Consider the following 19,373-nt stretch of genomic DNA (forward strand, 5'->3'; position numbering starts at 1 on the left):
GAGACCATCGGTGGGGAGACCCATCGGATCGCCACTACGAACGGGCACTGCCATGGGAATCGAACCCAGCGCGCGGGAACGCGGTGCCGATCAGCCGGTGTGCCGCAGCGGCTGACCGGCGACCGCCGGCGGCACGGGCTGCGGCCGGTCGACGAACCTGCGGTGCCAGAGTTCGAACTGCATCAGCGCCCAGATCCGGCGGGCGTGGTCCTCCCCGGCCTCGTGTTCGCGGAGCAGGGTTCTCACCGCCTCCGGCCGGAACAGTTCCCGGTCCGTCGCTGTCCGGTCGGTGAGCACGTCCCATGCCACGTCCCTCAGATCCGTACGCAGCCAGTGGGCCATCGGCACCCCGAACCCCTGCTTCGGCCGGTGCAGCACCTCATGCGGAAGCCAGTCCCGCAAAGCCTTCTTGAGCAGGTACTTGGTGGTGCCGCCGCGCACCTTCAGCTGCGCGGGCAGTCCGGCCGCCCACTCCATCAGGCGGTGGTCCAGGAACGGCGACCGGGCCTCCAGCGAGTTGGCCATCGTGCTGATGTCCACCTTGACCAGCAGGTCTCCGGGCAGATACGTGTTCACGTCCACATCCATCAACTGGTTCACCCGGCTGATGGCGCGGGACCCGCGGAAGGCCTGGTCCACAAGGTCGTAGCTGTCGACCCCGGCCGTGGCCTCGAGCAGCCGTTCCGTGTACAGCACCTGCTTCTGCTCCGGCATGAAGTAGGACATCATCCGGGCATAGCGCCGCTGCGACGTCTCGCCGAGCAGGGTCAGCGCGCGGCCTGCCCTGCGCCGCATCGAGCAGGCCGGAGCGGCGGCCAGCAGAGACCGCCCCATGTGACCGACGACCGGGCGCAGGGCCCCGTGGACCCGGAAGCGCTCCAGCCCGGCCATGCGGGCATACCGGGTGTATCCGCCGAACGACTCGTCGCCACCGTCGCCGTTCAGGGCGACGGTCACATGCCGGCGGCTCAACTGGGCCACGTAGAAGGAGGGGATCGCGGACGAATCCGCGAACGGCTCGTCGAAGTACCACGCGAGTGTGGGCAGGATGTCGAGCGCCGAGGCCTCCACGACGAATTCGTGGTGATCGGTTCCGTACTGCCGCGCCACCGCGCGGGCGTGCGCCCGCTCATCGAACCGGGTGTCCTCGAACCCGATGGAGAAGGTCTTCACGGGCTCCGTGGAGACCCGCGCCATGGCTGCGACGACGGCGGAGGAGTCGACGCCCCCCGACAGAAAGGCCCCGAGCGGGCGCTCCGACACCATGCGGATACGTGTGGCCTCGAGCAGAAGCTCCCGGGCCCGCTCGGCCGCCTCCTCCTCGTCCGGTGCGGGAACCGGTGAGAAGTCGAGCGACCAGTAGCGCTTCACCTGCACCCGGCCGCCCCGCCAGGTGAGCAGGCAACCGGGCGGCAGTTTGCGTACACCGCGGAGGATCGACCAGGGCGCCGGGACGTACTGATAGGTCAGATAGTGGTGGAGCGCGACCGGATCGACCTCGCCCCCGGTGCCGGCGACCGTGCTCAGCGCCTTGAGTTCCGAGGCGAAGGCGAGCTCACCGGCGGTCTCCCGGTAGTACAGCGGCTTCTTGCCGACACGGTCGCGGGCGAGCAGCAGACGTCCCTGGCGCACGTCCCACACCGCGAACGCGAACATGCCGCGCAGATGGCGGACGCAGTCCTCGCCGTGCTCCTCGTAGAGGTGCACAAGGCATTCGGAGTCGCCGTTCGTGCGGAAGGTGTGACCACGGCTCTGCAGATCCCGGCGCAGCTCGGGGAAGTTGTAGATCTCCCCGTTGAAGACCGCGATCACACTGCGGTCCTCGTTGAAGACGGGCTGGTCCCCTCCGCCGACGTCGATGACGGCCAGTCGCCGCATGCCGAGGGCGACATGGTCGTCGGTGTGGAACCCCGCACCGTCCGGGCCGCGATGGGCGAGGACGTCGCACATCGTCCGCACGGCCGCCGGATCGGGGGACGCCGTCGACACCATGCCCGCTACGCCGCACATCGGCCCTCCCTCATGTGGTGCAAGAAATGGAGCAACTACCGAAGAGATCCCGACTGGCACCATACCGGCGCATTCAGTACAAAACAGTCAACCCGCAAAGGGGTGGTGCCATCGGGTGACGGCCCGGACGGCGCCGGAAGGGCTCCTCGCCGCACCGCACGCCGATGCACGGGGCACTACGATCCGGCTCCCGCACAGCGCGGACCCCGACGCACCGTCACATGCAGTGGGCGGGTCAGCTGTTGCCGCAGCACGGTGGGCGCACGGTCGGACAGCGGCTCCAGCAGATGCAGCGTCAGCGTGCGGCTCGTCCCCCGGGGCACCTCGACATCGAACGTGTACACCGGATGTCCTCGTTCCGTCCCCTGCGCCGAGAGGGCGGCCTTCCCGTCGAGGCGCGCCTCCACCAGCCCCGCCCCGGCGGTCGCGAAGTACGAGACGAGCAGCCGGTTGTCGCCCCGGCGGGCTCCATGAGCGGGCTTGTCCAGCCGGTCGGTGACATAGAGGGGGAGCCCGGTGACGGGCGCGCGGTTGGTGAGGACCGCCTTGACGGTCACCTCGCGGCCGTCGGCGGTGCAGCGCCCGGGCGACCACTCCAGCGAGCGATCGAGGTAGTAGTCCAGCTTCGTGCCGGCGGCGTTGTTGACCACAAGCCCGGCATAGGCCCCCGGCCCCTGCGGAACGGAGCCTCCGACGGGGCGCGCGTTCAGCTCCTGCTGCTCGTCCGCGTGCGCGCTCCACACGGTCATCTGCCCGCTGTGCAGCACCTCGTACAGGCCCCGGAGCAGGGCGGGCCGCCGCTGGGCGTCCCCGGCGGCGGTCAGCAGCCGTCCGGCGGCCGCGCGCGCCACGTCGAGCAGAAAGGCCTTGCGCCTGACCGGGTCCGGATACATCGCGTAATTGGTGCGCTCGGTGAGGTCCACCACGTTGGCCGCGGTGACGGAGGTGCCGTCGGCCATCCGCGCCGGCCCGACCGCGGCCAGCAGTGCGGACAGCGCGCCCGGATCCAGTGAGAGCACGCCGTCCACGCGCTGCCGGCTCTTGGCGTGCCACGCGGCGGACCAGATGCGCGCGGCGTAGGGGAAGTGCGGGCTCATGTTGGAATTCGGCCAGGTCTTCACCGAGTCGTACTGCGCGTACATGGCGGCGAACTCCGCCCCCATGTCGATCGTGGGCCGGGCGGTCGCCATATCGGTGTCCCGCCCGAACTGCGGCAGTGCCAGTCGGCCCTTGTCGGCGGTCAGCACGGCGTAGGCGCCGGGCATACCCCCCGTCCCGCGCGCCTCGGCGGGGTTCTGGAACACCAGGAGGTAACGGCGCGGACCGCCCTCCCCCAGCATGGGCGGCAACAGGCGGGCGCCCACGGCGGCGTTCTCCATCACGGGCGCCACCCGCTTGAGCCCGGCGAGGAGTTGACCGCGGGCACGATCGACGGAATGCAGCCAGGTCCGCCGCGGCAGCCTGTCCGCCTCCACTCGGGCCAAGGCCGCCTGCTGCGAGGCCTCCTCGAGATCCGGTACGGCTCTGCGCAGTTCGGCGAGGTTGATATGGCTGCCGCCCGCGTCCGCGGTGACTCGGTCAACGGTGCGCAATGCGGCGGGCAGTACCCGTCCGCCCAGGCGGTCGAGCACCTCGGCCGCGCCGCGCACGGTCTCGAAGGGACCGCCGACGAACGGCAGATGCGCCGCCACGTACCAGGCCGGACCGGCGGTGAGCCGGTGGGCGCGTTCGGCGTGTTCCGCCGCGGAACGGGCGGCTTGCAGGGCGAGTTCACCGCGGTCCGTGCCGTGCCCCGCACTGGCGGCCGGGTCCGAGGGCGTCGTCATCCTCGTGCGCAGGCTGCTCAGATCGTTCCGGCTGCCGACGAGCTCGGCACGCGCCAGCAGGCCGGTGACGAGGATCCACCCGAGGCCCGCGAGGAGAACGACCACGAGCGCCCACAGCAGCAGCCGGACACGCCGGCGGTTCCGCCGGGCCTGGGGTTCGGGGGTGGGCGGGGCGGCCGTGTCGGGGAGGGTCTGGACGGTCCGTGTCATGCGGCCCTCAACTCCCACCGGCAGCGGGGGCGGAGCTCCCGGAAGGACTCGCGGCCATGGATATCGCGCATACGTTCGACAGCTGGCCGTACGACGGGCGACGAAGGCGGCGGACAGGGGCGGCAGGCGTCCGGCCGGCGGCCACGTCGGTGCCGGCCGGACAGTGCCGGACCGTGCGAAGGGCGTTTCGTGGGGCGCGTGGGCTGTTCCACCGTCGCTATCACCTCTCCGCAGTCGCGTCCGTCGTCCCTACCCCGATGCGCCGTGCCGCGCTCGTTCGCGTCGAGCCGTCCGCGCACCACGGACCGGCGAACGGAGTCGGCATGCAGAGGGATCAGGCAGGAAAATCCAACGCCATCAATCGTTTCGAACAGAAACAGACGCGCTCCGGTACGCCACAGACGGCGGAGCGGTGGCACTCGTTCGGCCGCCTCGGAGCTGCGGCGGAGTGCCGACCGGGGCCGGGTGTCCCGCCCTTCGGGCCGGGATGCACACACAGGATGCGCGTGCAAACGCCACCGCCACCGATATGTCCCCGATTCCCGTCCCCCGGGCCCTTACGGGATGTCACAGCTCGGCCCCAATGCCCTCCCCTTCCCCCCGGGCCCGGCACGCCGCCCTCCGGTACCGGGTACGTTCGAAGATGTGGCTGGATTCAGGATCGGACGCGACCGGGCGGACCGCGCTCCTCACGCGCGACCGCAGCAACCCCCGTACGGACAGCAGGTGCCGCAGGGCCCGACGTACGGCTACCCCTCCGCGCCGCAGCAGCGGCACGGGGGCCCGCAGCCCCACGGCGGCCGGCAGCAGTGGCGGGGGGCCCAGGGCCAGGGTGAGCCGGAGTACTTCGGTGACGACGGCCAGGGCCACTTCCACGCACCCGACCCGTACGCGGCGAACAATCCGGGCCATACGCAGGCGTTCTCGGTCGGCGAGGACCCCTACAGCGCGGGCGAGACGTACCGCGCGGGCCAGGCCTCGGCACCGCCGGTCGGTCCCCGTCTGCACTGGAAGGACCTGCTGCGGGGCATCGTGTTCTCCCCGACCCGGACCTTCCTGCAGATGCGGGACTACACGATGTGGGGCCCGGCCCTGATCGTGACCTTCCTCTACGGCCTGCTCGCGGTCTTCGGCTTCGACGGCGCGCGCGAGGACGCCATCACCGCCACACTGGACAACGCGATCCCGATCGTGCTGACGACCGCCGTGGCCATGGTGGTCAGCTCCTTCGTGCTGAGCGTGGTCACCCACACCCTCGCCCGCCAGCTCGGCGGCGACGGCGCCTGGCAGCCGACGGTCGGCCTCTCCATGCTGATCATGTCCATCACGGACGCACCGCGCCTGGTCGTCGCGATGTTCCTCGGCGGTGACGAATCCTTCGTCCAGATCCTCGGCTGGGCCACCTGGATCGGGGCGGGCGCGCTGCTGACGCTCATGGTGTCGAAGTCCCACGACCTGCCGTGGCCGAAGGCCCTGGGCGCGTCGGCGATCCAGCTGATCGCGATCCTTTCGATCATCAAATTGGGCACGTTCTAGTCGCGCGGGCGCCGAGGGTGCCCTCGGGGTGCTGCGCCGGAGCATGGCTCCCGAGCGCCCCGGCGGCGACGGGCGGCGGAATCAGGCGCCCGGTGAGCTCGCGGCGCGTTCCGCGACGCAGGCGCCTCATTACACGGAGTGACGTTCACATCCGGGCCTTTTGTTTTGTGGCCCGGATTCCCACAGATGCGCAGTATGTCGCGAACGTTATGGTCACTGATAGTTATATACGGTGACCAGCGTCGCGTCGGGCGGCTACCGGCGCGCACCTGACCTTCATCCATCTCGAAGGAGTGAGTGTGAACGCTCGCTTTGGCATGCCCAAAACGAAGACGCTGATCGTCACCGCCCTGACCACGATCGCGGCCGCCTCGGCCCTGGCACCGGCCTCCGCCGCCGCGGACCCGGCCCCTGGGCGCTCGGAGCACTGGGGTGTGATCACCCGCAACACGGTCGGCTCTCCCGTGGCGGCCCTGAGGGACGGTCCGTTCGGCAAGTACGACGTACAGGGGCCGTCCGCCAGACCGCCCTATGGAGTGGGAAGCCTCGGGATCCAGGTGGCGGACAGCTCCGTCGCGGCCGGCGACGCACGGGAGAAGGTCGACTTCGGCAACGAGGTCGACTTCCACGGCGATCCCGTGCTGGGTCTCAACCGGGTCGGGTTCCATGTGTTCCAGTCCGGCGAGAACGTGACGTACGGCGGCCTCAGGAACATGCCGAACATCAGGTTCGAGATCGATGCGAACCTGAGCACCGTACCGGTCACCGACAACTACACCTCGCTGGTCTGGCTGCCGCCGGCGGCCCCGGTGACCGACCGGTGGAGCGGTTACATCAACGCCGCCACCAGCGGCACCTGGTACCTGACCGGCGCCGAGGGCACGGCCACGGGCTGCACCTCACTCTCGCCGTGCTCCTTCACCGAGGTGAAGACCCGCCTGAACGACGGGGGCGCCGCACCCGTCATCCTCACCGTCGCCGTGGGCTACGGCCGCGACAGCATGTGGGTCGGCGCCGTCGACGGTCTGCGGATCAACCAGAACGTCTACGACTTCGAGGCCGACGGCGTCAGGGTCCACCGCGGCTGAGCGCCACGACCGGGCAGTACGTCCCGATGACGGACCCTGCGACCCCGGCGCGCACCCCCCTCGTTCAGACAACGACCTGCGACGAGGGGGGCGCCGACACGAGGACCACGGCCTGCGAGCCGACGCCCGCCCGGGGGGCAGAGCGCTTCCTTCGACGGGGTTTGCGGATCCGGCGCTGCCTACTGGACGGTAACCGTGGTCACCGGCTCACGGTCACACGGCTCAAGACCTCGTCGGCCAGTTCCCGGCAAGGACGCTCACCGTCCAAGAAGATCGTGTCAGTCGGCAAGGTGTCGACTGCCGCCACACACTGTTCGATCTGCGCCTTGCACCACTGGCGGGCAGCCTCGTCACGTTCAGGATCGTTCGGCGCCACAGTCCGGGCGTCGATCCGCCGAGCCAGTGCTTCAGACGGGACCTTGAGGAAGAAGTGGTGGACAGCCACCTCCGCTTCCTCCAACGCGCCGAAGATCTCGGCCACGTACTGTGGGTCGACCAGCGTCATCGGAACCAGGATCGGGCGTTCGTACTCTTCCAGCAGCCCCACGGCCATGCTGATCACCTGCCGGCGCCACAGGCGCAAGTCCTGAAAGTTCCCGGTCGGCACCTCGACGATGTCACGCAACACGTAACCGATCTGCTCGGGGTCGTACACCAAAGCCGCAGGCCGGCGCCGTTGCAACTCGTCGACCAGAGTGGTCTTCCCGCTCCCGAAGGCGCCGTTCACCCAGACGATCACGCGTGTCCCCCTGCCTTGAAGCACCGTCACCTGCTTCACACGCTATGCGACCGCTGACACCGGCGGCCGACACCAACAACGAGGGACGAGCGCGGATGGGCAGGGACCCGAGCGACCGCTGCATCACGGCACGACGGCCGGACAACGACTTCGAGGGTGGGAGATGTCGGTCGGCGCTGACCCCGTGCGGCCGCTCGGTGTCAGCGCCGGACATAAGAACGGAACTAGAGCGCTTCCTTCGACGGGGTCACCGGCTCCCCCGACTTGCTTACGGGAGGCAGAACACTCCACGGGAAGTTGATCCAGGCGTCCGTGCGCTTCCACACGTACTCGCACTTCACGAGCGAGTGGGACTTCTCATAGATCACCGCCGTGCGGACCTCGGCCACGGCCTCGCGGCAGAAGTCGTACACCAGCTTCAGCGTCCTGCCGGTGTCGGCCACGTCGTCGGCGATCAGGACCTTCTTGTCGGTGAAGTCGATCGCGTTCGGGACGGGGGCGAGCATCACCGGCATCTCGAGCGTCGTGCCCACGCCGGTGTAGAACTCCACGTTGACCAGGTGGATGTTCTTGCAGTCCAGGGCGTAGGCGAGGCCGCCGGCCACGAAGACGCCGCCCCGCGCGATGCTCAGCACGATGTCGGGACGGTAGCCGTCGTCGGCGATCGCCTGCGCGAGTTCGCGGACGGCGTGCCCGAAGTCGTCGTAGGTCAGGTTCTCCCGTACGTCGGTCATGCCCCGCTCACACCTGGGTCCGGTGGAAGTTGACGAAGGAGCGGGAGGCCGTGGGCCCGCGCTGCCCCTGGTAGCGCGAGCCGTACCGCTCGCTGCCGTAGGGGAACTCGGCCGGCGAGCTCAGCCGGAACATGCACAGCTGCCCGATCTTCATGCCCGGCCAGAGCTTGATCGGGAGGGTGGCGAGGTTGGACAGCTCGAGCGTCACATGCCCGGAGAAGCCCGGGTCGATGAACCCGGCGGTGGAGTGGGTGACGAGCCCGAGCCGCCCGAGCGAGCTCTTGCCCTCGAGCCTCGAGGCGAGGTCGTCGGGCAGGCTGATGATCTCGTACGTACTGGCGAGGACGAACTCGCCGGGGTGGAGGATGAACGGCTCGTCGCCCTCGGGCTCGACGAGCCGGGTCAGGTCGACCTGCTCCACGGAGGGGTCGATATGGGGGTACTTGTGGTTCTCGAACACCCGGAAGTAGCGGTCGAGCCGCACATCGATGCTCGAGGGCTGCACCATGGTCGGGTCGAACGGGTCGATCACGACCCGGCCCTTGTCGATCTCGGTCCGGATGTCCCTGTCTGAGAGAAGCACGTCCCGAGAATACGCAAGGCGCGCGGGGCCGCCACAATCGTGCCCTCCCCGCGCGCCTGTACCGCTGTGGTCCCTACCGCTTTTCCAGGGCCACCGGCACCACACTGCGCAGCCGGGCGCAGCGTGGACACCGGACGAGCCGGCCGGGGCCGAGGCGCTCGGCCTGCTGCATCGGGAACGAAGCGGTGCTGAACACGTGCCCCTCGGCACAACGGACGACGGTGCGCTCCATCAAGTCCTCTGAGTCCCTTCCCCAAGAGTCTTCGTCTCACTGCCGTGACGGACGACGAAAGCACATTACGGGATGAAAGGGACGGCCCTCCAGGCGGCACTCCGGCCGCACACGGCCCCTCTCCACCACCCCCACCGTACGCCCCAACTCCGGCCCGCCGCAGCCGCATCCACACCCCGGAACGACGTCGGACCCCGCGGCCTGAGCACCGGGGGTCCGAGATGAGGTACAGTGATCGGGCATAACGGCACCGGATCAACGGGTGTCTTACGCGGGTGTAGTTTAATGGTAGAACATCAGCTTCCCAAGCTGAGAGCGCGAGTTCGATTCTCGTCACCCGCTCTTATTGAAGCCCCAGGTCAGCGGCCTGGGGCTTGTGCATTTACAACATGCTTCCTGCTCCCTATCCGGCGGAGTATCGCTGACCTGCAGTTTCAACCCGGGCATAGGGCGATTCGGGCAGGGAGGCCCTCGGTCCGCCGAAATCCCTTCTGACAGCCGGGACTTCGTCGGCGCAAGGCCGCATCGGCGTGGCGCGTCATCGGGCAGGAGCGGAACGCCTCACAGCGTGCCCATGGTCGTACGGCCCGGACGTCGCGTCGGCCGCATCTGGCCCCCCGCCGTGGGAAAGCCGTGGTGGACATGGCTGTGGCACGGCGCGCACCGCGACGGCCGGTGCGATCCGCACAGAGGGTGACCGGCCCGGCCGGAGTGACCGTGTCGGGGTGTCGTGGAAACGCTGTGGTGTCGGCCGGGTACTCCGCGAGGCTTCGAGGTCTCTGCGACCGGGCGGCCCGGGGCCGCGGTGCGGTCTGTGCCGGAAGGACGGCGGCGACGCGATCGAGGGCTTGAGGTCCGGAAAGGAGCCTCCCGAGGCCGGCGAACCGGCGCTACTCGCCGACTCGATCCTGGCCGACGAGGACCGCCGCGGCCGGGCGGCGGCTCCTCGGGCGTTGCCCAGGCGAGACCGCATGTCCGGGCTCGCCGGAGATACGCTTCTTGCACGGTGCAGGTGGCGCTGATTCCTTCCGAGTGCGGGTGCCGCGCACGTCCGGTCCCTCTCCGTGTCCCCGAAACGAAGGTGCCATGCCCGCTGAGAAAGATCCTGTCACCGGCAACCTCGACGACGACGACTACCCCGCCTACACCATGGGGCGCGCCGCCGATGTCCTCGGTACCACCCCCGCCTTCCTCCGGTCGGTCGGTGCAGCCGAGCTGATCACTCCCCTACGGTCGGAAGGCGGCCATCGCCGGTACTCCCGCCGCCAGTTGCGCATCGCCGCCCGCGCCCGTGAGTTGGTCGATCAGGGAACCCCCGTCGAGGCCGCCTGCCGCATCATCTCTCTGGAAAATCAGCTCGCCGACGCCCTGCGCCTGAACCGGGAAATGCGCCGGAAGCTGGACGAGCAGGGCACAAATATCTAGTACCGCCGACACAGAAATCCGGAATCCAGTCGGATGAGGATTACCGGAGGATTCCGAATGTGCAGGGACGCTCCGGACCCGACCTGTGTTAACGTGACGGCAGTTGCAGTTTTGATTGCCAGAGATTTTTTCTTCGCAGAGCTTTCGGATTTTTCCGGAGGGGTGATCATCGCGGCGACTCGGCGCCGCGCAGTGCGGAGCCGACACTGCCCCCGAGGGAGATCCAATATGGCATCTGGCACCGTGAAGTGGTTCAACGCGGAAAAGGGTTTCGGCTTCATCGAGCAGGACGGCGGCGGCGCTGACGTGTTCGCCCACTACTCGAACATCGCCACCAATGGCTTCCGCGAACTTCAGGAGGGCCAGAAGGTTACCTTCGACGTCACGCAGGGCCAGAGGGGCCTGCAGGCAGAGAACATCATTCCCGCCTGACGCAGACGTGAACGTCGCGGGCCACAGGCTCGCGCATCGTATGGCCGGGGCCCGCACTCTTGGGGTGCGGGCCTGACCCATTGCGTTTCCGGGTTTCCTGGATCTCCGGATCGCTGACAGTCCGGGCTTCGGCATCAAGCGGCCCGACCTTTTGCTTTTTTATTCGGCTCAGTCTTGTGATTCCTTACGGCGGTAAGCCGTTGGACGGAATTCCTCGATACGCCGCATCGAGGAAGGTTCCGCCATGAACCGTACCCGCCGCACCGACAGCAAGTCCGGTCACCACCGCGCGGACCGCGGTGCCACGCGCTCGGCAGGCTCCGCTCGCGGCAGCCGTTTCCGTACGGAGGAGTCGGGCCGGCCGGGCCCTCGTCCGGGCACCGGGCGCAAGAGCGGCCAGGGCTCCGCCCCACGCCGACAGGAGTTCACCGCGCCGGTCACCCTGACCGAGCCACTGCCCGCGGTCGAGACGTTCGCCGAACTGGACATGCCCGCACGACTGCTGGCAGCGCTCAGCGCCGACGGCGTGACCGTGCCCTTCCCGATCCAGGCGGCCACGCTGCCCAACGCGCTCGCGGGCCGGGACGTCCTGGGCCGGGGCCGTACGGGCTCGGGCAAGACGCTCGCCTTCGGCCTGCCGGTGCTGGCCCGCCTCGACGGGCAGCGAGCCGAGCCACGGCAGCCGCTCGCCCTCGTCCTCGTCCCCACCCGGGAACTGGCCCAGCAGGTCACCGAGGCGCTCGCCCCCTACGCCCGCGCATTGAGACTGCGGCTCGCCACCCTGGTGGGCGGCATGTCGATCGGCCGGCAGGCGAGTGCCCTGCGCGGCGGCGCCGAGGTGGTCGTCGCGACGCCCGGACGCATCAAGGACCTCATCGAGCGGGGCGACTGCCGACTGGACCGGGTCACCGTCACCGTCCTCGACGAAGCCGACCAGATGGCGGACATGGGCTTCCTGCCGCAGGTGACCACGCTGCTGGACCAAGTCCCCTCCGCCGGGCAGCGGTTGCTGTTCTCGGCCACCCTGGACGGTGACATCGACCTCCTGGTGCGCCGCTACCTGCACGACCCCGTGGTGCACTCGGTCGACCCGCCGGCGGGCAGCGTCACCACCATGGAGCACCATCTGCTCCACGTGCGTGACGGCGACAAGGACACCACCGCGACCGAGATCGCCGCCCGCGACGGACGCGTGATCATGTTCCTGGACACCAAGCACGCCGTGGACCGGCTGACCACGCACCTGCTGTCCGTGGGTGTGCACGCCTCGGCCCTGCACGGTGGCAGGTCCCAGGCACAGCGCAACCGGACCCTCGCCCGGTTCAAGGACGGTCAGATCACGGTCCTGGTGGCCACCAACGTCGCGGCCCGCGGTATTCACGTCGACCACCTCGACCTCGTCGTGAACGTCGACCCGCCCGGCGACCACAAGGACTACCTCCACCGCGGCGGCCGTACCGCCCGCGCCGGCGAGTCCGGCACCGTCGTCACCCTCGTCCTGCCTCACCAGCGCCGCGCGGTGGACCGTCTGATGGCCGACGCCGGCATCACCGCGCGCACCGCCCGGATCCGCCCCGGCGCGGCCGAACTGCACCGCATCACCGGCGCACGCACGCCCTCCGGCGTGCCCGTCACCCTCCCCCCGCAGCCCGCCGAACCCCGCGAGGGCAGGGGATCCACAGGCCGTGGTCGTCTGGGCCGGGCTGCCGGCCGTGGCAAAAGCGGCCGGGCCGCCAAGGGAGTCGGTCGGCCCGCGGCGGAACCCCCGACGACCGCGGCACGGGTAAGCACTCGCAGCGGTCGGGACCGGACGTCGCCCGTCCCGCACGTTCCGACGAAGAGGAGAAGCTCTTGACGCCGATTCCGACCCTCACACGGCATGCCTACGGCACCGGTCCGACCGCCCGCGATGCCATGCACGCTCCCGGACCACAGGTCGACGACCACATGGACGTCGACGTGGCTCTCTCCGTCCTCATCGGCGCCCGCGTCCCGCACCTGCTCCTCCAGGACGAGGACGGCCGTTGCACGGGACTGGTCACCCGGTCCCAGCTCGCCGCACACCGGGGCGGCTCGTGGTACAGCGACCGGACGCGGCTGCGGGACCTCCCGCTCGATCGCGGGCCGTTCACCTCGTCCACGGCCGCACTCGGCGAGGCGGAAGCCGCCATGCGGGTCCGGGCCCTGCACGTTTCCCCCGTGATCGATGAGCACGGCTACGCCCTGGGCGTCCTGGCTCTCACATCCTGACCGCCGTCCGGCCGCCCGCCGCGCGGTCGGCCTCTCCGGTGATCCGACCCGTCCCTGTGGAGGCATCCATGCGCTGTGTGATCGCCCGTTTCCCCTTCGACCTGGTCAAGAGCGAGGTCGAGCAGTCGATGAGTGGCATCGCACCCGAACCTGTCACCGGCGTGTCCGTGACCATCGACGGCCGCGTCTTCCCCGTGATGCAGGTCGGGGAGGTGATCACCAGGCAGAACCGCCGGGACTTCACGTCGGATGAAATGCGCCGGGCGCTGACCCGCCTCGGCTTCACCTGCCACGACGCGCGCCCGGTCAAGCCGGCCCGACAGGCCTGGAGCGACGAGGACACAACCGGTTGGTGACGCTTTCCACGGCAACGGCAGGCTATGTGACTTTTCCCGGTTGGCGAGCCGAGGACGTGGCACCCGGCCTGTGAGCGGCCGAACACCCGAATCCGCGTCCCGCAGGGGCGGCGCTTCGGCCATGAGGCGCATACCGCACGAGACCGGTACGAACCGCTCCGCCGGTTGTCACCGAAGGGCTGTCCGGCGACAACCGGCGTGACCCGTCCCTGCCGCACCCTCGGCGCTCGGCACCTGCGATGGCAGCCGCCCATGGAGTACGTACGGCCGGCTTCGCCGACCGGGCCCGCCGAAGGCCGCGGACATCTCGGGCGCCTCCCATCGACGACCCCGTGCCCACAGCGTGCCGCGGCCGGGTCAGCCTGCCCCGAGGTCGCCCGCCGCGGCCGCCATGAGTGGCTTTGCGGCGTCCCCGGTGGTGTACCGAGGCACGACCACAAGGTCCCAGCGCCCTCGGCCGGCGGACAGCAGGACGACGGTGTGCGGGGCGTCGGCCGCAGGCGGAGGACGGGGTGGAGGGAAGCGGGGGCTGGAGCCCGGTGGTCTTGGGGCTCCTGGCAACTGGCTGATGGCAACGCGTGGTTGCCGTCAGGCGTGATGCGCGGCGACTCGGTTCGGCGTCGGCGGGCGCGCCTCGCGCGCCCGCCGAGGCGGTCCAGGAGACGGATGGCGGCGGCCGAGAGGTCCGTCCGGCCGCGTCCGACGCCGGTGGGGCCGGGGTCACGGACTGCCCCTGGAGGATGCGTGGTGTGCTGGTGACGGCCTGTCGGACAGCGGGTTGCGCTCGAGCCGGCGTCGCATTGACACGCATCGTCGCCGGACGTTGACTGGCAGGACGGCTGAGGGCCATGAAGGGCAGCGTCGACCGGGTCTCCGGAAGTCTGAAGCAGGCCGTCGAGAAGGCGAAGGGCGCCTTGAGGCGGTGACCCTCCATCACAAGCGGAAGCGGTACACACCACGATGTACGACCAGACACGCGCCCAGCAGCCCGCGGACCGGTCCCCGGGCCCGGGCGGACGCCGCACCACGGGCCCGGATCCGTTGCTCCCTCCGCAAGAACGGGACGAGATCGTGCGCCGCCTCGGACATGCCGTCAACACCTTCGCGGACACCCCGCGCGAGGCACTGGAGGAGGCCGAGGGCGCCTTCGACGAAGCTGCCTCCCAGCTCATGAACGCCCTTTCGGAGGCGCGGCGAGTCGTCCGCGAGGGCTGGCAGGACCGGGACCCCGAAACGGAATCCGCCGAACTCCGGAGCGCTCTGAGGCAGTACCGGGAGCTCACCCAACGACTGCTGCGTACATAGATTTCGGCAGGCTTCCGACGGAGAACGCCGGGAGACCTCCCACCACAAGCCCGGGCCCGGCACCGCGGCTGCCGACGGCGCCGCGGGTCGCCCGGACCTCGACGGTGGCCGCCCCGGCCCCCGCGCGCCGCGCCCTCTTTTTGAAGCTCCGACCCGGACAGAGGAGATGGCGCGCATGTGCGCTCATCCCGACCCACGCGAGCCTTTCCGTACGCCCGAACTGTTCGATGAATGCCGGATGGTGCAGGCCCGCGGCGAGTTGGACCCGACCACCGTGGCACCCCTGGTGCAGTCTCTGGAGGACGCCCGCACGGGACGTGGGCGCGTCTTCCTCATCGTCGATTTCCGTGCGGTGACCTTCGCGGACGGAAGCATCCTGGGACCGCTGTGCGAGGCGTGGGAAGACTGCCGGGCCCGGCAGGGCTGGGTCCGCGTCGTCCACAGCAGCCTCGGTATCGACCTTGTCCTGCTGGGCGGCGGCATGCTGGGCCGCTTCCCCGCCTATGCCACCGCCCAGGAAGCCTGGCGCGGAACGCCTGCGACAGCGGGGTGAGCAAGACAGACGGGAGACGGGCACGGCGCCGAGGCCGGAGGGCGCCCGCCTCTCCTTGAGGGCGAGCGCATGGCCTTTGGAAATCGGATCCGCCCGTTTGGGACGGAGTAGACTGATAAGTCCAGTCCGTCCCCTTTCGGGATACCGAACTCCGAGGTCGCCGTGCGGTCCACGCAAACATCCTCGGACGGGAACGCCGAGGTCCACATCGTCGCCGCGTCGCCCGAGGTCGCCCGCAGGGTGGCGGAGGTACTCCGTCGCTGCTTCGCGGCCACCGAGCAACGCAGCTATCCCGCGGGCCCCGACGGAGGAACCCGCCTCGACCTCACCGTGGACACCACCCGCGCGGCAGAACCCGCACGGTCCTGGCTGGAGACCAGCAGGTCCGGGCACGAGGCCGCGGGCAGAGACGAGACGGCGACCGGGTAGCGGGCCGTCCTGCCTCTCCGGGAGTAGCGTCAGGTCACCGGGACACTTCGTACACCGGCACCCGCGGACAGCACTCCGGCATATCCACGCAACGGCCCGTTCCAGCACCGGCGCCCCGCCGCTCCTTCTTCACCCTGAGTCGAGGCCCTCGTCGGCCCCACCTCCACGCGAAGACCCCCGTCGTGAGCCCCCGCCTTCGTGCCGTCCGCGGCGAGCACGGCCCGGAAGGACGCCCCGGGAGAAGCGCTACCCCGGTTGGCCGACCGCCACCGCGTGGCGGGAGGCGGTGTGGGCGAGCCGCGCGCCGGGAGGCGACGGTCCCGGTGGTAAGCCTGGCCGGGCCAGGAGCCGGTCGGCGTCGGGAGCTGCAGGTGGCAGGGCTGGGAGTGTGGAAGCGGCTGGGCAGGCGGAGCCACTGGCTGCCGGCCCTCCTGCTGCTCGTGGCCGGGGCGATCGACTGCACCACACCGCCCACCGTCAGCGCCTCGGCCCTCTACGCGGCCGCGGTCCTGGTGGCCGCCCCGCTGCTGTCCCTGTGCGGGACCGTCCTCGTCGGGGTGTGTGCGCTCGTCCTCGACTGGGCCATGTTCTGGTATTTCGGCCATCGCGGAAGTGCGATGTTCAGCGAGCTGGCCATGGTGGCGACCGTGGCCGGGGTGGCGGTCTTCCTCAACCGCCTGCTGTACCACCGCGAGGTGAAGCTGCAGTCGGTGAGCGGTATCGCCACCGCCGTTCAGCGCGCCGTACTGCCGGGCCCGCCGGCGCGCATCGGTCCGCTGCGCTTCGCCGCCCGTTACGAGGCCGCCCAGACGGATGCCCAGATCGGCGGGGACCTCTACGCGGTGCTCGACACCCCCTATGGCGTGCGCTGTCTGATCGGCGATGTGTGCGGCAAGGGGATGGACGCGGTCAGGGCGGTCACGGTCGCTCTCGGGACGTTCCGGGAGGCCGCCCTGCGGGAGCCCGCCCTGACCGGGCTCTCGGACCGGCTGGAGCAGGCCCTGGTCCGGGAGGCCGCGCAGTCGGGGAGCCCGCTCCCCGCCGAATGGTTCGTCACGGCCCTGCTGGCGGAATTCCCCCCGCGGGGGAACGAGGTCCGGTTGGTCAACCGGGGGCATCCGGCGCCCCTGCTGTTCCTCGGGGACACGGTGCGGTACGTCGAGCCCTGCCGGCCCGCCCTGCCCCTGGGCCTGGGCGCCCTGAGCGTCGACACCGCGCGCGTCGACCCGGTCGCGTTCCCCCAGGGCGCCGGGCTGCTGCTCTACACCGACGGGCTGACCGAGGCCCGGAACGCGTCGGGCGCCTTCTACGACCCCGTCGGCAGGTTCACGGGACGGCGGCACTCCGGTCCCGACGCTCTCCTGGACGCCCTCCTCGCCGATGTGTGCCGGCACACCGGCGGCCGGAGAACCGATGACATGGCGCTCCTGGCCGTCACCCGTGCGCCCGACGACGCGTACGAGCCGAGCGCGCGCCGGTGGCGCCCCGAGTCCCGGTGACCGCTCACCCCCGCGGAACGAACGCCGGGCGCCCGGGGAAGCGGGGATGGTCCCGGTGGATGCCGGGAGCGCCGTCGGCCACCGCTGCCGGAGTCAGGCCGTAGGGGTGATGAGCTCGTCGGTGACCCACCGCGCCACGTCGGCGGGGTACGGCGCCGGCAGCCCGAGGACGATGTGCCGGAAGCCGGCGCCGACCGCGTCGCCGATCGCGTCCCGGGTGCCGCCGGGCCGGTCGTAGGAGACGGGCAGATGGATCGAGCGGGTGATGGAGGCCGGATCGCGGCCGATCTCGGCGCAGTAGCGGTCCAGCAGGGCGCTGCGGCGGAGGCAGTCGTCCAGGTCGCCGCCCGGGATGTTCCACAGATCGGCGTGCTCGGCGGCCACCCGCAGGGTCGAGGACGAGCGGCCGCCGATCAGGATCGGCGGATGGGGACGCTGGACGGGCTTGGGGTTGCCGAACGCTCCGGTGAGCCGGACGTGGGTGCCGTGGAAGTCGAACGGTTCGGTCTCGGTCCACAGCCGCCGGATCACCGTGCACGCCTCGGCGAGGCTCGCCACGGCCCGCGCGGAGTCGTGGAAGGGCAGACCGTGGGCCTCGTACTCGCGCCGGGCCAGCGGATGGCCGGGCCGTGAACCGACGCCGATACCGAAGTCGAGCCGGCCGCCGGAGACGATGTCCACGGTCGTGGCGATCTTGGCGAGCATCGCCGGCGGCCGGAACCGGTTGCTGGTCACCAGTACGCCGAGCCGCAGCCGCCGGGTCCGGGCGGCAAGGGCCGACAGCAGTGTCCAGCCCTCGTAGGCCGGCCCGGACGGATCGCCGCCGATCGGCATGAGGTGGTCGAACAGCCACGCGTGCTCGATCTCGGGGATCCCGTCCGCCTCGCGCCAGACCCGCAGGACGTCGTGGTAGTCGACCTGCGAGGGGGCGGTCATGATCCCGAAACCGGGTCGGGGTGTGCGGGGCATGGAACATCGGTCCCTTCCGTCGCCGGGACGGTCAGCGACGCCGCAGTGACGGGTCGAGCAGCGCGGGCGGAGTGTCGTACTTCTCGTGCGCGGCCAGGTCGGTGCCGGGGGCGACGACGGCGTCGATCGCGTCGAGCACGTCGGGGCCGAGCACGGTGTCGGCGGCGGCGAGTTGCGTGTGCAGGTGGTCCAGCGTGCGGGGACCGACGAGTGCGCAGGTCACGGCGGGATGCGCGGTCACGAACCCGAGAGCGAGCTGGATCATGCTCAGTCCGGCCTCGTCGGCGATCGCGGCCAGTTGTTCGACTGCGTCGAGCCTGGCCCGGTTGGCGGGGAGGGAGGTGTCGAAGCGTTCCGGCATGAACGTCGAGCGGCTGGTGGTGATGTCCCGGCCCTCGCGGATCGCGCCGGTCAGCCATCCCGAGGCCAACGGGCTCCACGCCAGCACGCCGAGCCCGTACTGCTCGGTCACGGGCAGCACATGGGTCTCGATGCCGCGCTGCAGGATCGAGTAGCTGGGCTGTTCGGTGACGTACCGGCCCAGACGGTGCTCGCGGGCGGCCCACTGCGCCTCCACGATGCGGTGGGCGGGGAAGGTGGAGGAGCCGAAGTAGCGGATCTTTCCGGCGCGTTGCAGGTCGGTCAGCGCCGACAGCGTCTCCTCGTCGCCGGTGGTCGGGTCCCACCGGTGGATCTGGTAGAGGTCGACGTGGTCCACACCGAGGCGGCGCAGGCTGCTGTCCAGCTCGGCGACCAGCCAGCGGCGCGAAGCGCCCCGATGGTTGGGCTCGTCGCTCATCGGCATGCCCGCCTTCGTGGCCAGCACGATGTCGTCGCGGCGGCCCGCGATGGCCTTGCCGACCATCTCCTCGGACTCGCCGCGGCCGTACATGTCGGCGGTGTCGATGAGGTTGATCCCGCCCTCCAGGGCGGCGTCGACGACGGCGGTGGCCTCGTCCTGGGTGGTGCGCCCGATGGCGCCGAAGTTCATCGCGCCGAGCGCGAGGGAACTCACCTGCACTCCGGTGCGGCCCAAGGTGCGGTACTGCATGGTCGTGCCTCCTCGATCAGGGATGAAGCGGGACGGCAGCGCATGGCACGGCGGCGCATGGCTTGGTGGTCGGTTCCCTGCTCTGGCATCATCAGCAAACGGAACCACGTCCCGTTTTGACGATACGGAACAGCGTCCCGTTTAGC

20 protein-coding genes and 1 tRNA gene are annotated in these 19,373 nt (G+C 70.3%); 12 read left to right on the forward strand and 9 right to left on the reverse strand.

What is annotated here, in order from left to right; all coding sequences use genetic code 11:
* Positions 1-90: 90 nt before the first annotated feature.
* A complete protein-coding gene (gene asnB / locus RCR19_RS17765; protein WP_331266041.1) occupies positions 91-2,010 on the reverse strand; it encodes an asparagine synthase (glutamine-hydrolyzing) in 1,920 nt (639 codons plus the stop codon).
* Positions 2,011-2,186: 176 nt separating this feature from the next.
* Positions 2,187-4,046, reverse strand: a complete 1,860-nt coding sequence (locus RCR19_RS17770) for a DUF4012 domain-containing protein (protein WP_331266042.1) — start codon at positions 4,044-4,046, stop codon at positions 2,187-2,189.
* A gap of 564 nt (positions 4,047-4,610) precedes the next feature.
* On the opposite strand from RCR19_RS17770, the gene RCR19_RS17775 reads away from it, so the two are divergent.
* Positions 4,611-5,582, forward strand: coding sequence for a YIP1 family protein (locus tag RCR19_RS17775; RefSeq protein ID WP_331266043.1), 972 nt, complete (start codon positions 4,611-4,613; stop codon positions 5,580-5,582).
* A 299-nt stretch (positions 5,583-5,881) separates the two neighbouring features.
* Positions 5,882-6,670 (forward strand): hypothetical protein, encoded by a 789-nt coding sequence (locus RCR19_RS17780; protein ID WP_331266044.1) that lies wholly within the window; start codon positions 5,882-5,884, stop codon positions 6,668-6,670.
* 199 nt (positions 6,671-6,869) lie between these two features.
* On the opposite strand, the gene RCR19_RS17785 is transcribed toward RCR19_RS17780, so the two are convergent.
* From RCR19_RS17785 to RCR19_RS17800, 4 genes are all read right to left on the reverse strand, one after another.
* Positions 6,870-7,409, reverse strand: a complete 540-nt coding sequence (locus tag RCR19_RS17785) for an AAA family ATPase (protein WP_331266045.1) — start codon at positions 7,407-7,409, stop codon at positions 6,870-6,872.
* A 224-nt stretch (positions 7,410-7,633) separates the two neighbouring features.
* Entirely contained in the window at positions 7,634-8,143 is a 510-nt protein-coding gene (locus tag RCR19_RS17790; protein ID WP_331266046.1) for a phosphoribosyltransferase, read from the reverse strand.
* A gap of 7 nt (positions 8,144-8,150) precedes the next feature.
* Complete coding sequence (gene dcd, locus RCR19_RS17795) at positions 8,151-8,726, reverse strand: dCTP deaminase (protein ID WP_331266047.1); 576 nt, start codon at positions 8,724-8,726, stop codon at positions 8,151-8,153.
* Between the two features lie 73 nt (positions 8,727-8,799).
* Positions 8,800-8,958: a hypothetical protein gene (locus RCR19_RS17800; RefSeq protein ID WP_181923112.1), complete on the reverse strand. Its 159-nt coding sequence runs from the start codon at positions 8,956-8,958 to the stop codon at positions 8,800-8,802.
* Positions 8,959-9,229: 271 nt separating this feature from the next.
* Between RCR19_RS17800 and RCR19_RS17805 the strand changes: the two genes are divergently transcribed.
* From RCR19_RS17805 to RCR19_RS17830, 6 genes are all read left to right on the forward strand, one after another.
* Positions 9,230-9,300, forward strand: a tRNA-Gly gene (locus tag RCR19_RS17805).
* 744 nt (positions 9,301-10,044) lie between these two features.
* A complete protein-coding gene (locus RCR19_RS17810) occupies positions 10,045-10,383 on the forward strand; it encodes a MerR family transcriptional regulator (RefSeq protein ID WP_331266048.1) in 339 nt (112 codons plus the stop codon).
* Positions 10,384-10,611: 228 nt separating this feature from the next.
* Positions 10,612-10,815 carry a cold-shock protein gene (locus RCR19_RS17815; protein WP_331266049.1) on the forward strand — a complete coding sequence of 68 codons (204 nt, stop codon included), beginning with the start codon at positions 10,612-10,614 and terminating at the stop codon, positions 10,813-10,815.
* A gap of 244 nt (positions 10,816-11,059) precedes the next feature.
* Complete coding sequence (locus RCR19_RS17820) at positions 11,060-12,670, forward strand: DEAD/DEAH box helicase (RefSeq protein ID WP_331266050.1); 1,611 nt, start codon at positions 11,060-11,062, stop codon at positions 12,668-12,670.
* 59 nt (positions 12,671-12,729) lie between these two features.
* Positions 12,730-13,065, forward strand: coding sequence for a CBS domain-containing protein (locus tag RCR19_RS17825; RefSeq protein WP_331269472.1), 336 nt, complete (start codon positions 12,730-12,732; stop codon positions 13,063-13,065).
* A gap of 68 nt (positions 13,066-13,133) precedes the next feature.
* A complete protein-coding gene (locus RCR19_RS17830; protein WP_331266051.1) occupies positions 13,134-13,421 on the forward strand; it encodes an SCO5918 family protein in 288 nt (95 codons plus the stop codon).
* Between the two features lie 357 nt (positions 13,422-13,778).
* On the opposite strand, the gene RCR19_RS17835 is transcribed toward RCR19_RS17830, so the two are convergent.
* A complete protein-coding gene (locus RCR19_RS17835) occupies positions 13,779-13,982 on the reverse strand; it encodes a DUF5994 family protein (RefSeq protein ID WP_331266052.1) in 204 nt (67 codons plus the stop codon).
* A gap of 399 nt (positions 13,983-14,381) precedes the next feature.
* Between RCR19_RS17835 and RCR19_RS17840 the strand changes: the two genes are divergently transcribed.
* From RCR19_RS17840 to RCR19_RS17855, 4 genes are all read left to right on the forward strand, one after another.
* Complete coding sequence (locus RCR19_RS17840; protein ID WP_331266053.1) at positions 14,382-14,726, forward strand: hypothetical protein; 345 nt, start codon at positions 14,382-14,384, stop codon at positions 14,724-14,726.
* Between the two features lie 175 nt (positions 14,727-14,901).
* The gene (locus RCR19_RS17845; protein ID WP_331266054.1) at positions 14,902-15,279 is read left to right on the forward strand and encodes an STAS domain-containing protein; all 378 of its coding nucleotides are present in this window, start codon (positions 14,902-14,904) and stop codon (positions 15,277-15,279) included.
* 162 nt (positions 15,280-15,441) lie between these two features.
* Positions 15,442-15,708: a hypothetical protein gene (locus RCR19_RS17850; protein WP_331266055.1), complete on the forward strand. Its 267-nt coding sequence runs from the start codon at positions 15,442-15,444 to the stop codon at positions 15,706-15,708.
* Between the two features lie 371 nt (positions 15,709-16,079).
* A complete protein-coding gene (locus tag RCR19_RS17855; RefSeq protein ID WP_331266056.1) occupies positions 16,080-17,207 on the forward strand; it encodes a PP2C family protein-serine/threonine phosphatase in 1,128 nt (375 codons plus the stop codon).
* Between the two features lie 93 nt (positions 17,208-17,300).
* Here RCR19_RS17855 and RCR19_RS17860 read toward each other — a convergent pair whose 3' ends face one another.
* Together RCR19_RS17860 and RCR19_RS17865 are read right to left on the reverse strand one after the other, a co-directional pair.
* Complete coding sequence (locus RCR19_RS17860) at positions 17,301-18,176, reverse strand: LLM class flavin-dependent oxidoreductase (RefSeq protein ID WP_331266057.1); 876 nt, start codon at positions 18,174-18,176, stop codon at positions 17,301-17,303.
* A gap of 31 nt (positions 18,177-18,207) precedes the next feature.
* Positions 18,208-19,227, reverse strand: a complete 1,020-nt coding sequence (locus RCR19_RS17865; RefSeq protein WP_331266058.1) for an aldo/keto reductase — start codon at positions 19,225-19,227, stop codon at positions 18,208-18,210.
* Positions 19,228-19,373 lie beyond the last annotated feature (146 nt).

This window comes from Streptomyces sp. WAC07094 (genome assembly GCF_036320405.1).
GTDB classification, from domain to species: domain Bacteria; phylum Actinomycetota; class Actinomycetes; order Streptomycetales; family Streptomycetaceae; genus Streptomyces; species Streptomyces lannensis.